This window comes from Cereibacter sphaeroides 2.4.1 (assembly GCF_000012905.2).
Lineage (GTDB): Bacteria > Pseudomonadota > Alphaproteobacteria > Rhodobacterales > Rhodobacteraceae > Cereibacter_A > Cereibacter_A sphaeroides.
On record NC_007493.2, the window covers coordinates 2163376 to 2177691 of the forward strand.

15 protein-coding genes are annotated in these 14316 nt (G+C 67.5%); 5 read left to right on the forward strand and 10 right to left on the reverse strand.

Going from position 1 to position 14316, the window contains the following annotated elements:
• Nucleotides 1–98 precede the first annotated feature (98 nt).
• Nucleotides 99–1955, forward strand: a complete 1857-nt coding sequence (locus RSP_RS10455; RefSeq protein WP_011338226.1) for an ABC transporter ATP-binding protein — start codon at nt 99–101, stop codon at nt 1953–1955.
• 22 nt (nt 1956–1977) lie between these two features.
• Here the strand turns inward: RSP_RS10455 and RSP_RS10460 are convergent, their stop codons facing one another.
• On the reverse strand, nt 1978–2199 hold the full coding sequence (locus RSP_RS10460) for a helix-turn-helix domain-containing protein (RefSeq protein WP_002720596.1): 222 nt from the start codon (nt 2197–2199) through the stop codon (nt 1978–1980).
• A gap of 205 nt (nt 2200–2404) precedes the next feature.
• Between RSP_RS10460 and cbiB the strand changes: the two genes are divergently transcribed.
• Nucleotides 2405–3340, forward strand: coding sequence for an adenosylcobinamide-phosphate synthase CbiB (cbiB, locus tag RSP_RS10465; protein ID WP_011338227.1), 936 nt, complete (start codon nt 2405–2407; stop codon nt 3338–3340).
• Between the two features lie 227 nt (nt 3341–3567).
• Here cbiB and RSP_RS10470 read toward each other — a convergent pair whose 3' ends face one another.
• The 9 genes from RSP_RS10470 to iscR form a co-directional block, all read right to left on the reverse strand.
• Entirely contained in the window at nt 3568–4788 is a 1221-nt protein-coding gene (locus RSP_RS10470) for a cysteine desulfurase (RefSeq protein WP_009566727.1), read from the reverse strand.
• Nucleotides 4789–4797: 9 nt separating this feature from the next.
• The gene (locus RSP_RS10475) at nt 4798–5376 is read right to left on the reverse strand and encodes a Yip1 family protein (RefSeq protein ID WP_002720599.1); all 579 of its coding nucleotides are present in this window, start codon (nt 5374–5376) and stop codon (nt 4798–4800) included.
• Nucleotides 5373–5852 carry a YIP1 family protein gene (locus RSP_RS10480; RefSeq protein WP_002720600.1) on the reverse strand — a complete coding sequence of 160 codons (480 nt, stop codon included), beginning with the start codon at nt 5850–5852 and terminating at the stop codon, nt 5373–5375. The genes RSP_RS10475 and RSP_RS10480 overlap by 4 nt, the downstream gene beginning before the upstream one ends.
• On the reverse strand, nt 5853–7136 hold the full coding sequence (locus RSP_RS10485) for a SufB/SufD family protein (protein WP_017139917.1): 1284 nt from the start codon (nt 7134–7136) through the stop codon (nt 5853–5855). It abuts the gene before it with no gap.
• Nucleotides 7136–7894 carry a Fe-S cluster assembly ATPase SufC gene (gene sufC, locus RSP_RS10490; protein WP_002720602.1) on the reverse strand — a complete coding sequence of 253 codons (759 nt, stop codon included), beginning with the start codon at nt 7892–7894 and terminating at the stop codon, nt 7136–7138. Before sufC ends, RSP_RS10485 begins: the two co-directional genes overlap by 1 nt.
• 9 nt (nt 7895–7903) lie before the next feature.
• Nucleotides 7904–8215 (reverse strand): heavy metal-binding domain-containing protein, encoded by a 312-nt coding sequence (locus tag RSP_RS10495; protein WP_002720603.1) that lies wholly within the window; start codon nt 8213–8215, stop codon nt 7904–7906.
• Nucleotides 8216–8249: 34 nt separating this feature from the next.
• A complete protein-coding gene (sufB, locus tag RSP_RS10500; RefSeq protein WP_017139918.1) occupies nt 8250–9779 on the reverse strand; it encodes a Fe-S cluster assembly protein SufB in 1530 nt (509 codons plus the stop codon).
• 75 nt (nt 9780–9854) lie between these two features.
• The gene (locus RSP_RS10505; RefSeq protein WP_011338229.1) at nt 9855–10901 is read right to left on the reverse strand and encodes a cysteine desulfurase family protein; all 1047 of its coding nucleotides are present in this window, start codon (nt 10899–10901) and stop codon (nt 9855–9857) included.
• 82 nt (nt 10902–10983) lie between these two features.
• The gene (gene iscR / locus RSP_RS10510; protein WP_002720606.1) at nt 10984–11451 is read right to left on the reverse strand and encodes a Fe-S cluster assembly transcriptional regulator IscR; all 468 of its coding nucleotides are present in this window, start codon (nt 11449–11451) and stop codon (nt 10984–10986) included.
• Nucleotides 11452–11604: 153 nt separating this feature from the next.
• On the opposite strand from iscR, the gene RSP_RS10515 reads away from it, so the two are divergent.
• The 3 genes from RSP_RS10515 (at nt 11605) to RSP_RS10525 (ending at nt 14144) form a co-directional block, all read left to right on the forward strand.
• Complete coding sequence (locus tag RSP_RS10515; RefSeq protein WP_002720607.1) at nt 11605–12264, forward strand: alpha/beta hydrolase; 660 nt, start codon at nt 11605–11607, stop codon at nt 12262–12264.
• Nucleotides 12261–12845 carry an HD domain-containing protein gene (locus tag RSP_RS10520; RefSeq protein WP_011338230.1) on the forward strand — a complete coding sequence of 195 codons (585 nt, stop codon included), beginning with the start codon at nt 12261–12263 and terminating at the stop codon, nt 12843–12845. The genes RSP_RS10515 and RSP_RS10520 overlap by 4 nt, the downstream gene beginning before the upstream one ends.
• A gap of 84 nt (nt 12846–12929) precedes the next feature.
• On the forward strand, nt 12930–14144 hold the full coding sequence (locus tag RSP_RS10525) for an NADP-dependent isocitrate dehydrogenase (protein ID WP_011338231.1): 1215 nt from the start codon (nt 12930–12932) through the stop codon (nt 14142–14144).
• The last annotated feature ends 172 nt before the right edge of the window (nt 14145–14316 follow it).

Consider the following 14316-nt stretch of genomic DNA (forward strand, 5'->3'; position numbering starts at 1 on the left):
GCCGGGCGGATCCGAGGTCGGCCGTCCGATCTTCAGGCCGGAGGGCGGGACGCCAGAGCTGATTTGACTTCCGCCGCGAAGGGGCCAAAGGTCCGCCGATGAGACCCGATCCCGCCCCCGACCTGCCCGGATTTCGCGCCCGTTGGGCGGCCCTGCGCAATGTCGCGCCCTTCCTCGGCATGGTCTGGCAGGCGAGCCCCGGCCTTCTGGTCCTGAGCCTCGTCCTGAGACTCGCCCGGGCGCTGATCCCGGTCACGGCGCTCTGGTTCGGCAAGCTCATCATCGACGAGGTGGTGCGCCTCGCGGGAAGCCCGCTGCCCGCCGCGGGCCCGCTCGGCTGGATCGGAGCCGAAGGCGCGAGCACGCTCGTCCTGCTGCTCGGAGCGGAGTTCCTGCTCGCCATCCTGTCGGATCTTCTCGGACGGCTCGGCGGCCTCACCGACACGCTCCTGACGGAACGGCTCACCATGTCCTCCTCGGTGCGGCTGATGCACCACGCGGCCAGCCTCGATCTGGCCGCGTTCGAGGATGCGGGGTTTCAGGATCGGCTCGAGCGGGCGCGGCGGCAGTCGGGCGGGCGCATGACGCTGACGGGCCAGATCCTCTCGCTGATGCAGGATGCGGTCACCGTGACCTCGCTTGCGGGCGGGCTCCTGCTCTACAACCCGTGGCTCATCCTGCTTCTGGTCGCGGCGCTGGTGCCGGCCTTCCTCGGCGAGGCGCATTTCAACGCGCAGAACTACAACCTCGATTTCCGCCGCACGCCCGAGCGGCGGGAACTCGATTATATCCGCGTGACCGCGGCCGGAGTGGAAACGGCCAAGGAGATCAAGATCTTCGGCCTCGCGCCCTTCCTGATCGAGCGCTACCGCACCCTCTCGGAGAGCTTCTATGCCGCGCGGCGGCGCATCGCCTCGGCGCGGGCGGTCTGGGGCACGCTCTTCAGCGCGCTGGGGACGGCGGGCTATTATCTGGCCTACCTCTGGATGATCGGCGCCACATTGTCGGGCCGGCTCTCGATCGGCGATCTGACCTTTCTTGCAGGCTCGTTCCTCCGGCTGCGCGGGCTGGTCGAAGGACTGCTCACGGGCTTCTCCACCACCGCCGCGCAGGCGCTCTATCTCGAGGACCTGTTCGGCTTCTTCCGGCAGCAGCCCACCATCCTCGCCCCCGCCGAGCCGCGCCCCGTGCCCAAACCGATCCGCGAGGGCTTCCGCTTCGAGAAGGTGGGCTTCCGCTATCCGGGGGCCGGCGGCTGGGCGGTGCGCGATCTCAGCTTCACGCTGAAGGCGGGCGAGACGCTGGCGCTCGTGGGCGAGAACGGCGCGGGCAAGACCACGCTCGTCAAGCTGCTGGCCCGGCTCTACGATCCGGACGAGGGGCGGATCCTTCTGGACGGACAGGATCTGCGCAGCTTCGATCCGGTGGCGCTGCGCGGCGCGATGGGCGTCATCTTTCAGGATTTCGTGCGCTACTCGATGAGTGCGGGCGAGAATATCGCCGTGGGCCGGATCGAGGCGCGTTCCGAGGAAGACCGCATCGCCGAGGCCGCCCGGCGCAGCCTCGCCGACCGGATCGTGGCGCGGATGCCCGACGGCTACGGCCAGATGCTGGGCAAGCGTTTCCGGGAGGGCGTGGATCTCTCAGGCGGCGAATGGCAGAAGTTCGCCATCGCGCGGGCCTACATGCGCGACGCCGAGGTGCTGATCCTCGACGAGCCGACGGCGGCGCTCGATGCGCGGTCCGAGTTCGAGGTATTCCAGCGGTTCAAGGAGTTGTCGGCGGGCCGGACGGCGGTGTTGATCTCGCACCGGTTCTCGTCGGTGCGCATGGCCGACCGGATCCTCGTGCTGGCGGGCGGTCGGGTCGAGGCCAGCGGCACCCACGAGGAGCTTCTGGCCCAGCCGGGCCGCTATGCGGAACTGTTCGAATTGCAGGCGGCCGGGTACAGGTGACCGCAGCCGACGGGGCGAGGCGTCAGCCGCGGCCGATGGGGGAGCCACCCGCCGAACCCGCGGAAAGCAGCGTCTCGAGGCTCGTGGAGGAGAACATCTTCGCATTGGGCCTGCCGGCTTCGAGCGCCCGCACGTCGGTCACATCCAGCCCCAGCCGTGCGGCAAAATCTTCCTGAGACAGGCCGAGAACCCAGCGCCGGTGACGAACCAGACGGGCGGTTTCGCGGTGATGGGACTGCGGCATGGAGGATCTCCGGCGAACGAGCGACAGGGGGAAGTCAAAGCAATTTCCCTGCGTTCTTCTTACCTCTTTCTGCGAAGAACGCGACCTGCCCAAACCGACAGGCCAGCCCTCCGGCGGATGGCTCCGCCCTTGCAGAAGGAGGGGAATTCTCCGAAATCGAGACGTGAGCGCGCCGCAGGAGCCGCTCTCCGAAGGAGGCAGAAGCATGTTCCATGCGGGCACCATGCTGGTGGCGATGGCGACGGATGTGGCGCTCGGCTGGCCGGACCGGCTGCATGCCCGGATCGGCCATCCCGTCGTCTGGATCGGCCGGATCATCTCGGCGCTCGATGAGCGCTGGAACCGTGGCTCGGCGGCCGAGCGCCGGCGCGCCGGCGTGGCCGCTCTCCTCGTCACCGTGCTGGCGGCGGCCCTGCCTGCGGCGCTCCTCCAGTCGCTGCTGCCCGGCGGCCTCCTCGGCGCGGTGCTGACGGGGCTCCTGGCCTGGCCGCTCGTGGCGCTCCGCTCGATGCACGAGCATGTGGAGGCGGTGGCGGTCCCTCTCGATGCGGGCGACCTGCCGGGCGCGCGGCGGGCGGTCTCGATGATCGTCGGCCGCGATCCCTCGCAGCTCGACGGGACCGGCGTCGCCCGGGCGGCGCTCGAGAGCCTCGCCGAGAACAGTTCGGACGGGATCGTCGCTCCGCTCTTCTGGGGGGTGCTGCTGGGCCTGCCCGGGATCGCCGCCTACAAGGCGATCAACACGCTCGATTCGATGATCGGCCACCGCACGCCCCGGCACGAGGCCTTCGGCTGGGCCTCGGCCCGGACGGACGACTGGGTGAACCTGATCCCCGCGCGACTGACGGGCGTTCTCTTCGCCTTCGCGTCGGGACGGCCGCGGAGGGCGCTGGCCGTCATGCGGCGGGATGCGCGCGCGCACCGCTCGCCCAACGCGGGCTGGCCCGAGGCCGCCATGGCGGGTGCGCTCGGCGTGCGGCTCTCGGGGCCGCGGATCTATGGCGACCGGGTCTCGGCCGAACCGTGGCTCAATGCCGGCGCGCCGGATCCGGGCCCGGCCGACCTGCGGCAGGGCCTCGCGCTCTATCGCCGCGGCATGGTGCTGCTTGCAGCGCTCTTCCTGCTGGTCGCGGTGGCCTGACCCGTCGCCCCCGCGGCGGCCTGAGAGCCTGAGAGCCTGAGAGCCTGAGAGCCTGAGAGCCTGAGAGCCTGAGAGCCTGAGAGCCTGAGAGCCTGAGAGCCTGAGAGCCTGAGAGCCTGAGAGCCTGAGAGCCTGAGAGCCTGGCTTCGCCCCACCCGGAGGCCCGTCAAGGAGGGAAGGCCCCTGCCCGCTCCGCCGCCGGCCGCGCCGCGGCGGAGGTCTGCTCTTCAGCCGAAGAGCTCGTGGCAGAGCTCCAGCGCCTCGACCAGCCGGTCCACCTCGTCGGGGGTGTTGTACATGGCGAAGGAAGCGCGGCAGGTGGCGCCCACCCCCATGTGCTGCATGAGCGGCATGGCGCAGTGGGTGCCGGCGCGCACCGCGACGCCCTTGCGGTCGAGCACGGTCGAGATGTCGTGCGCATGGGCCCCGCCGCGGATCGTGAAGGAGAAGATCGCCCCCTTCCCCGCCGAATTGCCCTGCACGTCGAGCCAGTTGAGGCCCGCGAGCCTATCGCGCGCATAGTCGCGCAGCGTGCGTTCATGCGCGGCGATCTCGGCCATTCCCACATTCATCATGTAGTGCAGCGCCACGCCGAGGCCGATCTGCTGCACGATGCCGGGCGTGCCCGCCTCGAACCGCATCGGGGGCCGCGCGTAGGTGACGGTATCGCGCGTCACCTCGTGGATCATGTCGCCGCCGCCGATGAAGGGGCGCATCTCCTCCATCCGCTCCGACCGGATCCAGATCGCGCCCGAGCCCGAGGGGCCGTAGAGCTTGTGGCCGGTAATGGCATAGAAGTCGCAGCCGATGGCCGCCACATCGACCGGCATGTGCACGGCCGCCTGCGACCCGTCGACCAGCACCGGCACGCCCTTGTCGCGGGCCCCGGCGCAGATCGCGGCCACATCCACCACGGTGCCGAGCACGTTCGACATCTGGGTGACCGCGACGAGCTTCGTCTTCGGGCCGATCGCGTCGATCACCGCCTGCGGGTCGAGATCGCCGTTCTGATCCACATCGACCCATTTCAGCACCACGCCCTGCCGCTCGCGCAGGAAGTGCCAGGGCACGATGTTGGCGTGATGCTCCATGATCGAGAGCACGATCTCGTCGCCCGGCTGAAGCCGCGGCGCGGCCCAGCCGTAGGAGACGAGGTTGATGCCCTCGGTGGTTCCGGTGGTGAAGACGATCTCCTCGGGCGAGGGCGCGTTGAGGAAGGTCGCGATGGTCGCCCGCACGGCCTCATATTTGTCGGTCGCGAGGTTCGACAGATAATGCAGCCCGCGGTGGACGTTCGCATATTCGTGGCTGTAGGCGAGGTTCATCGCCTCGATCACCACCTGCGGCTTCTGCGCCGAGGCGCCATTGTCGAGATAGACCAAGGGCTTGCCGTTCACTTCGCGCGAAAGGATCGGAAAGTCCCGGCGGATGGAGGCGACGTCGAACATGGGAAAACCTCAGCCGCTTATGAAGGGCATCAGGACGGCGGCCAGCACGAAGGCCATGCCGAAGATCACGAGAAGGATGCCGCCCAGGACGGCGAGGGTCGAGGTGAAGCCGTGCAGTTCGGCCACGAAATGGGTGAGCAGCCAGAAGAAGAGCACGATCCCCACCACGCCCAGCACGTCGGCGAGCGGCGGCAGGACGAGCTGCGCCAGAAGCTGCAGCACCTCGAGGCAGAGCAGGATGAACTGGAGCCAGGCCACCAGCAGGACCGCATCGGGGAAGGTGCCGCGCCCGCCGCGCCAGACGCCGATCCGGTGGATCAGGCCTGCCGAGAAAGCCAGAAGCCCCACCTGAAGCGCGGCGCTGAAGATCGGGCTGGGCAGGTCGTCGCCGATCAGCTGGCGCACGTCGCGCGGCAGGAGGGTGAGGCCGGCAAAGGTCACCAGCGCCGCAGCGACCGCCGTGAAGATGAGCGCGAGCCAGCGCGCCTGCATCGGCAGGTCCATCGCGAGGACGGCGCGGGCCCCCTCGCGCGGGTTCGCCACCGTGAAGCGCACGAGACGCAGGAGACCACCGAGAGTAACGCTCATCGTTCCGCCTCGATCAGCATGAGAAGCCAGATGGCGAGGAAGCCCGACAGAACGAGGAAGCCCACGATCAGCACGCCCGGCCCCTCGCCGATGAAGCCGCCCACGAGCCCGTTGAGCAGCATGAGCGGCGCGGTGGCCAGCAGCGCGAGAAAGAGCGCGAGCCGCGCCCCGAAGAAGCTGCCCTTGCCGCCGAAGAGCCGGGCAACCAGATGGCTCAGCGCCGCAAGCCCGTAGCAGAGCAGCGGCAGCAGGAAGACCGTGCCCATCAGCGCCCCGCTCATCCGCGCCTCGAGCGGCTGGGACGGGTCTAGGAAGGCCTGCCGGGCCAGAATCGGCCATTGCGACACGAAGATCAGCAGGCAGGCGCCCATCAGGATGATGAGCGCCCTGCCCTCGTTCTCACCGGCATCGAGATACCGCCGGATGACCGTGCGGGGGTGGCGGTAGCTTTGGACGATGTCGGTGGTAACTGCCATTCAATGCTCGTGACGCGCCAGCCAGTTCTCCAGCCGCTGCCGGATATCCTCGGCGATTTCCTCGTTCTCGATTTCCTGAATGGCTTCGGCGAGGAAGGCAAGGACCAGAAGCGACTGTGCGGCTTTCAGCGGCACCCCGCGCGAGCGGAGATAGAAGAGCCCGGTCTCGTCGATGGCGCCCGAGGTCGAGCCGTGCGAGCATTTCACGTCGTCGGCATAGATCTCGAGCTCGGGCTTGGCGAGGAAGACCGAATCCTCGTCCAGCAGCAGCGACTGGCTGATCTGGTAGCCGTCGGTCTTCTGCGCACCGGGTTTCACGAGGATCTTGCCCTGGAAGACGCCGGTGGCGCCGTTCTTCAACACCTTCTTGAAGACCTGACGGCTTTCGCAGGCCTCGCCCTCGTGGGTCACGAAGACAGTGTCGTCGTGGTGGAACTTGCCGTCGCCCACCGCCGCGCCCGCGACATGGGCCACCGCCTCGTCGCCCACCAGCTCGATGACCGCCTCGTTGCGGGTCATCACGCCGTTGGCCGTCAGCGTGAAGGACTTGAAGAGGCCCTTGCCCGCCACGCGCGCGAAGATGTGGGTCGAGGCGCGCCGGTCATGGTCGCGGCCCTGCGCCCGGATATGGTGGAAGCGCCCGCCCTCGGCCACATCCACTTCCATCACCTTCGTGAAACGTGCCGCCGCCGGTCCGTTCTCGAGGACGGTCACATCCGCCCCGGGCTCGACGCGGATGCAATGGTGCAGAACCGCGTCGGAGGTGTCGGACGAATGAATGTAGATCAGCGCGATCGGCCGCGGAACATAGCCCGTCACGCGGATCAGCACGCCCTCGGTGGCGAAGGCCGTGTTCAGCGCCGCGAAGGGCCGCTTCACCGGCACCTGACCGCGCGCCTCGAGCACACCGTAGAGGTCGCGCGCCCAGTGGATGTCGGACTGCGCCTCGGAAAGGAGCCCGATCTCGATATTCTCGAGCGCGAGCGGATCCGAGGCCGCCGCATCGAACACGCCATCGACGAAGACCAGCTTCAGCCGGTCGATGGCCTCGAAGACCATCCCCTCTTCGCCGTCGTCGAAGGTCGTGGCCGGCACCGGCTCGGCCGAGTTGAAGCTTGCGGGGTCCGTGTAGCGCCAGTATTCGTCGCGCCGCTTGGGCAGGCCCATCGCGGTCAGCCGCGCCAGCGCATCGAACCGGGCCGGCGCCTGCCAGCCCTCGCTCGGGAACGACAGGCCGGCGATCCGCGCCGCCAGCGCGTCGTCCTGCGGAAGTGCCTCGGCCATCACGCCTCCTCCGCGGCCAGGATGTCCGCGTAGCCGTTCTTCTCGACTTCGAGCGCGAGCTCGGGGCCGCCGGTCTTCACGATGCGGCCGTTGGCCATGATATGCACCACGTCCGGGCGGATATGATCGAGCAGCCTCTGATAGTGGGTGATGACGAGGAAGCCGCGGCCCGCGTCGCGCAGCGCGTTGACCCCGTCGGACACGAGCTTCAGCGCATCCACGTCGAGGCCAGAGTCGGTCTCGTCGAGGATGCACATGCGCGGCTCGAGGATCGCCATCTGCAGGATCTCGTTGCGCTTCTTCTCGCCGCCCGAGAAGCCTACATTGACCGGGCGCTTCATCATGTCGGCATCGATCTTCAGCGCCTTGGCCTTCTCGCGCACGAGCTTGAGGAAGTCGCCCGCGCTCATCTCCTCCTGCCCGCGGGCCTTGCGCTGCGCGTTCAGCGCGGTGCGCATGAAGGTCATGTTGCCCACGCCCGGGATCTCGACCGGATACTGGAAGGCCAGAAAGAGGCCCGCCGCCGCGCGTTCCTCGGGCTCCATCTCCAGCAGCTCCTCGCCGTCGAGCGTGGCCGATCCCTCGGTGACCTCATAGCCGTCGCGGCCCGCGAGCACATAGGAGAGCGTCGATTTCCCCGAGCCGTTCGGCCCCATGATCGCATGGACCTTGCCGGCCTCGACCGTCAGATCCACGCCCTTGAGGATGACCTTGTCCTCTTCTTCGAGCTTGACGTGCAGGTTCTTGATCTCGAGCATCTCTGTTCCTCAGGCAATGGTGACGGCGGTGCCGGAGGCCGACACCATCAGCATGTTGTTGATGACCTCGTAATCGAGATCGACACCGACGACGGCATTCGCGCCCTTCGCCCGCGCGGCTTCCTCCATCTCGGAGAGCGCGGTCTCGCGGGCGCGGCCCAGTTCCTTCTCGTAGGCGCCCGAGCGCCCGCCGATGAAATCGGTGATCCCGGCGAAGAGGTCGCGGATCACGTTGGCGCCCAGGATCGCCTCGCCCGTCACGATGCCGTGGTAGGTGGCGATCTGGTAGCCTTCGATATTGGGGGTGGTGGTCACGATCATGGCCGGACCTCGCGGCGGAGGGGCGAGCCGCGGCTCACCCGACCGACCCTTCCAGCGAGATCGCCACCAGCGCCTGCGCCTCCATGGCGAATTCCATGGGCAGGGCCTGCAGCACCTCCTTGCAGAAGCCGTTGACGACCAGCGCCACCGCCTCCTCCTCGTCCATGCCCCGTGAGCGGCAGTAGAAGAGCTGGTCATCATCGACCTTCGAGGTGGTGGCCTCGTGCTCGACCCGGCTCGAGTTGTTCTTCACCTCGATGTAGGGGACGGTGTGCGCCCCGCACTTGTCGCCGATGAGCAGGCTGTCGCACTGGGTATAGTTGCGGCTGTTGGTGGCCTTCGGGTGCATCGAGACGAGGCCGCGGTAGGTGTTCTGCGCCCTGCCCGCCGAAATCCCCTTCGAGACGATCCGCGACCGGGTGTTCTTGCCCAGATGGATCATCTTGGTGCCGGTATCGGCCTGCTGAGCGTTGTTGGCGATGGCGATGGAATAGAACTCGCCCTGGCTGTCGTCGCCGCGCAGGATGCAGGAGGGGTATTTCCAGGTGATCGCCGAGCCGGTCTCGACCTGCGTCCACATCACCTTCGAGCGCGCGCCGCGGCAGTCGGCCCGCTTCGTCACGAAGTTGTAGATGCCGCCCCGGCCTTCCTCGTCGCCCGGATACCAGTTCTGCACCGTGGAATATTTCACCTCGGCATCCTCCAGCACCACGATCTCGACGACCGCGGCATGAAGCTGGTTGGTGTCGCGCTTGGGCGCGGTGCAGCCTTCCAGATAGCTCACATAGGCGCCCTTGTCGGCGATGATGAGCGTGCGCTCGAACTGGCCGGTGTTCTCGGCATTGATGCGGAAATAGGTCGACAGCTCCATCGGGCAGCGGGTGCCCGGCGGGATATAGACGAAGGACCCGTCCGAGAAGACGGCCGAGTTCAGCGTCGCGAAATAGTTGTCGGACTGGGGCACGACCGAGCCCAGATATTTCTTCACGAGCTCGGGATGCTCGCGCACCGCCTCCGAGATCGAGCAGAAGATGACGCCGGCCTTGGCCAGCTCCTTCTGGAAGGTCGTGCCGACCGAGACCGAGTCGAAGACCGCATCCACCGCCACCTGCCGCGGCGCATCCGGCACCTCGGCGCCCTCGACGCCGGCGAGGATCGCCTGCTCCTTCAGCGGGATGCCGAGCTTCTTGTAGGTCTCGAGCAGCTTGGGATCGACCTCGTCGAGCGACTTCGGCTTCACATCCATGCTCTTCGGCTTGGCGTAATAATAGATGTCCTGATAGTCGATCTCGGGATAATCGAGCATCGCCCACCGCGGCTCTTCCATCTGCAGCCACCGGCGATAGGCCTGAAGCCGCCACTCGGTCATCCACTCCGGCTCGTCGTTCTTCGCAGAGATCAGCCGCACGATGTCCTCGTTCAGCCCCTTGGGCGCGAAGTCCATCTCGATCTCGGTTTCCCAGCCGTACTTGTACTTGCCGGCCATCGCCTGGGCCGTCTCGATCGTCTCACGGTCGACGCCGTCGCGAACCTCGGGAACCGCAGTCTCTTCCAGTGCTGCCATCGGTCTCAGTCTCCGTTCCAGGGGGCACGGCCCCGTCGTGTCTCTTGTGCCGCCCTGACCGGACGGCTTGATCCTTCAGGCGGCCCGCGCCCGGTGGCGATCCCGCGCCCGCATCCAGGCCTCGGCGAACCGCAGCCCCTCGGCCTCGGTCACGCCCGGCCCCAGCGAGAGGCGCAGCGCCGAGCCGGCCTCTTCCTCTCCGAGCCCCATCGCCCGCAGGACGCGGCTGGCCCGCACCTTGCCCGACGAACAGGCCGATCCCGCCGAGACCGCGAAGCCCGCCAGATCCATCTGCATCACCTGCGTCTCGCCCTTCCAGCCGGGGGTGACGAGGCAGAGCGTGTTCGGCAGCCGGGGAACCGCTTTCCCGACAGAAATAGTCCCTTTTCCGTCGTCGCACAACGCCGATTCTAGAATATTTCTAAGTTGAAGCACAGGCTCCCAGAGACCTTCGGCCAGATCCCGCGCCGCAGCCTCCGCCGCAGCGCCGAAGCCCGCGATCCCGATCAGGTTTTCGGTGCCCGCGCGGCGGCCCATCTCCTGCCCGCCCCCTTTGATCCGCGCCTCGAGGTCGAGCCCGCGCCGGATCACCAGCGCCCCCACCCCCTTCGGCCCGCCGATCTTATGCGCCGAGACGAATCCCATGGCGCAGCCGAGCCAGTTGAAGGCGAAGGGCACCTTGCCGAAGGCCTGCGTCAGGTCCGAGACCGCCAGCCCCTCGGGCAGATCCTGCAGGATGCCGGTCTCGGAATTGGCGAGCTGCAGCGCGGAGCGCCCCGGCTCGGCCACTGCCACGCGCCCCGAGGCATCCACGGCCAGCTCCGGCGCACACCAGGCCGAGACAGCCTCATGCTCCACGTCGGCGCATAAGAGCCCGCGCCCGGCACAGGCCAGCGCCGCCGCCTCGGTCGCTCCGGACACGAAGACGACATCCGCCCCCTCGGCGCCGAGCGCCGCCGCCACCTGAGCCCGCGCCCGCTCCACGAGCGCGCGCGCCCTGCGCCCCTCGGCATGGACCGAGGAGGGGTTGCCCACCAGATCCATCGCCTCCAGCATCGCCGCCCGCGCCTCGGCGCGCAGCGGGGTCGTCGCATTCCAGTCGAGATAGACCCGCGAGCCCACGCTTCACCCTTCACTCTGGCGGAAATATCCGCGGGGGTCCGGGGGCAGCCGCCCCCGGCGGCCCGCCACGACAGCCACCGCCTCAGTCCTCGTCAACCACTCGAAACAGCGCCGGCACCGCCGGGCATGGACGCATCTCGTTTTTGATGATGTCCGACAGACGGGTCTGGTGCAGGAAGACATAGACATGCGCCGAGAGGCCCTCCCACAGCCGGTTGGTCAAGGATTGTGCACGCGAGCCGGAAACGCCTCCACTTGCACCAGCACCGGTATGCATCGCATTGACCGTCTCTTCCACCGCTTCCATGATCTCGCTGACCCGGATCGACTCCGCGGGCCGCGCGAGCTTGTAGCCGCCCCCCGGCCCTCGCACCGCCTCCACCAGCCCCGCCCGCCGCAGCTTGACGAACAGCTGCTCGAGATAGGGCAGCGAAATGTCCTGCCGCTTCGACACTTCGGCAAGCGAGACAAGCTCGTTGCCCGACTTCTGGGCGAGCGCGAGATCCACCAGCGCCACCATCGCATACCGACCCTTGGTCGAGAGTTTCATTTTCCGGTTCCCGCCAAATCCATTGACGCCAAGCGGCAGGCCGCTTAACTCGTTACGGTTCCGGGCGGATGCACCGCCCAGGTGGAATGGTTCTAATTTATCCGAGCGTTTTTGTCAAGATTACGCCGCGGAAGAAACAGGCAAGGCGAGGCGATGCCCGAAGTGATTTTCGCCGGTCCCGAGGGCCGGCTCGAAGGCCGCTACCACCCGCAGAAGGATCGCGACGCGCCCATTGCCATCGTGCTGCACCCGCACCCGCAGTTCGGCGGCTCGATGAACAACAAGGTCGTCTACAACCTGCACTATGCCTTCTATCGGCTGGGATTCACAGTGCTGCGCTTCAACTTCCGGGGCGTCGGCAGGTCGCAGGGCGAGTACGATCAGGGCATCGGCGAATTGTCGGATGCGGCGGCCGCGCTCGATTACCTGCAGTCGATGAACCAGAACGCCAAACACTGCTGGGTCGCGGGCTTCTCCTTCGGCGCCTGGATCGGGATGCAGCTCCTCATGCGCCGTCCCGAGATCACCGGCTTCGTCTCGGTGGCCCCGCCCGCCAACATGTACGACTTCTCCTTCCTCGCCCCCTGCCCCTCCTCGGGCCTCATCATCAACGGCACCGCCGACCGGGTGGCCCAGCCCAAGGACACGGTGACGCTGGTGGGCAAGCTGCACGAGCAGAAGGGCATCACCGTCACCCACGAGCAGATCGAGGGCGCCGACCACTTCTTCAAGGACGAAGAGGCGCACATGACCCCGATGATCTCCAAGGTCTCGGACTATGTGAAGCGCCGCCTCACCGAGGGCTCGCGGTGAGCGACCGTCTCGGCCGGCAGCTCGCCTTCCTGGCCGAGGCAGACCGGCTGAAGACGGTCCTGCGCGCCAACACGCTGGCCGACGGCTCGCGGCGCGAGAATTCGGGCGAGCATTCGTGGCATGTGGCGCTTTACGCGCTGATTCTGGCCGATCAGGCCGGCCCCGATGTGCGCATCGACCGTGTGCTGCGCATGCTGCTCATCCATGATCTCGTCGAGATCGACTGCGGCGACACGCCCATTCACGGCAGCCACGACGCGGCCTCGGTGGCCGCGGCCGAAAGCGCTGCCGCCGACCGGATCTTCCGCCTCCTGCCCGAGGATCAGGCCGCCGAGTTTCGCGCGCTCTGGGAGGAGTTCGAGGCGAGCCTGTCGCCCGACGCCGTCTTTGCGAAATCGATCGACCGGGTGCAGCCGGTGATGCAGAACCTGCAGTCGGGCGGCGGCACCTGGAAGGAGTTCGCCGTCACCTCCGAGCAGCTCGACACGCGGGTGGGGGCGAAGATCGCCCGCGGTGCCCCCGGCCTCTGGGCGCATGTGCGCGCTCTCACGCGGACCTATTTCGACCGGGCGGCGGGCTGATCCGGTATACCGCGGCATACCGGTCTTCCCTCGGCCACCCTTTTCCGCTATGCCTCGCCTGACCAACCATTCGGGAGCCTCTCCATGTCGAAGATCAAGGTAGCGAACCCCGTCGTCGAGCTCGACGGCGACGAGATGACCCGCATCATCTGGGACTTCATCAAGCAGAAGCTGATCCTGCCCTACCTCGACATCGACCTGCATTACTACGACCTCGGCATCGAGGAGCGCGACCGCACCGAGGACAAGATCACGGTCGACGCGGCCCATGCGATCAAGCAGCATGGCGTGGGCGTGAAATGCGCCACCATCACGCCGGACGAGGCGCGGGTCGAGGAATTCGGCCTGAAATCGATGTGGAAGAGCCCGAACGGCACGATCCGCAACATCCTCGGCGGCGTGATCTTCCGCCAGCCGATCATCTGCCGCAACGTCCCGCGCCTCGTGCCGGGCTGGACAAAGCCCATCGTCGTCGGCCGCCATGCCTTCGGCGACCAGTATCGCGCGACCGACTTCCGCTTCCCGGGCAAGGGCAAGCTCACGCTGAAATTCGTGGGCGAGGACGGCGCGGTGATCGAGCGCGAGGTGTTCGACGCGCCGGGCTCGGGCGTGACCATGGCGATGTACAACCTCGACCAGTCGATCATCGACTTCGCGCGCGCCTCGATGAACTACGGGCTGAACCTCGGCTGGCCGGTGTACCTCTCGACCAAGAACACGATCCTCAAGGCCTATGACGGGCGCTTCAAGGACCTCTTCCAGCAGGTCTACGAGGAGGAATTCGCCGAGAAGTTCAAGGCGGCGGGCATCACCTACGAGCACCGGCTGATCGACGACATGGTGGCCTCGGCGCTGAAATGGTCGGGCGGCTATGTCTGGGCCTGCAAGAACTACGACGGCGACGTGCAGTCGGATACGGTGGCGCAGGGCTTCGGCTCGCTCGGGCTGATGACGAGCGTGCTGATGACGCCGGACGGGCAGACGGTGGAGGCCGAGGCCGCGCATGGCACGGTCACGCGGCACTTCCGCCAGCATCAGGCGGGCAAGGAGACCTCGACCAACTCGATCGCCTCGATCTACGCCTGGACGGGCGGCCTCAAGCACCGCGCCAAGCTCGACGGCAATGCCGATCTCGCCCGCTTCGCCGAGACGCTCGAGCGGGTCACGGTGCAGACGGTCGAGGACGGCTTCATGACGAAGGACCTCGCGCTCCTCGTGGGCCCGGATCAGAAGTGGCTGACCACGATCGGCTATCTCGAGAAGGTCGACGAATATCTCGACCGCGCGCTCGGCGCCTGAGCGAAGGCCGGGGGGCTGTCTGCCCCCCGGACCCCCCGAGGATATTTTCCCAGAGTGAGGATGGAAGGGCTGTGGCGCGCGCTCCACCCAAGCCTCCCATGCCGGGGACCGAGCCCCGCGGCCCTCGCCCGACTCCCGCCGGCTTCGCCGGGTCCGCCCGGACAGAGCAGGT

Coding starts and splice junctions, on each gene's coding strand:
- cbiB (WP_011338227.1), top strand. CDS start 2,405: ATGTTCCATGCGGGCACCATGCTGGTGGCGATGGCGACGGATGTGGCG.
- sufC (WP_002720602.1), bottom strand. CDS start 7,894: ATGCTCGAGATCAAGAACCTGCACGTCAAGCTCGAAGAAGAGGACAAG.
- RSP_RS10525 (WP_011338231.1), top strand. CDS start 12,930: ATGTCGAAGATCAAGGTAGCGAACCCCGTCGTCGAGCTCGACGGCGAC.
- RSP_RS10455 (WP_011338226.1), top strand. CDS start 99: ATGAGACCCGATCCCGCCCCCGACCTGCCCGGATTTCGCGCCCGTTGG.
- RSP_RS10515 (WP_002720607.1), top strand. CDS start 11,605: ATGCCCGAAGTGATTTTCGCCGGTCCCGAGGGCCGGCTCGAAGGCCGC.
- RSP_RS10495 (WP_002720603.1), bottom strand. CDS start 8,215: ATGATCGTGACCACCACCCCCAATATCGAAGGCTACCAGATCGCCACC.
- RSP_RS10485 (WP_017139917.1), bottom strand. CDS start 7,136: ATGGCCGAGGCACTTCCGCAGGACGACGCGCTGGCGGCGCGGATCGCC.
- RSP_RS10480 (WP_002720600.1), bottom strand. CDS start 5,852: ATGGCAGTTACCACCGACATCGTCCAAAGCTACCGCCACCCCCGCACG.
- RSP_RS10470 (WP_009566727.1), bottom strand. CDS start 4,788: ATGTTCGACGTCGCCTCCATCCGCCGGGACTTTCCGATCCTTTCGCGC.
- iscR (WP_002720606.1), bottom strand. CDS start 11,451: ATGAAACTCTCGACCAAGGGTCGGTATGCGATGGTGGCGCTGGTGGAT.
- RSP_RS10475 (WP_002720599.1), bottom strand. CDS start 5,376: ATGAGCGTTACTCTCGGTGGTCTCCTGCGTCTCGTGCGCTTCACGGTG.
- sufB (WP_017139918.1), bottom strand. CDS start 9,779: ATGGCAGCACTGGAAGAGACTGCGGTTCCCGAGGTTCGCGACGGCGTC.
- RSP_RS10460 (WP_002720596.1), bottom strand. CDS start 2,199: ATGCCGCAGTCCCATCACCGCGAAACCGCCCGTCTGGTTCGTCACCGG.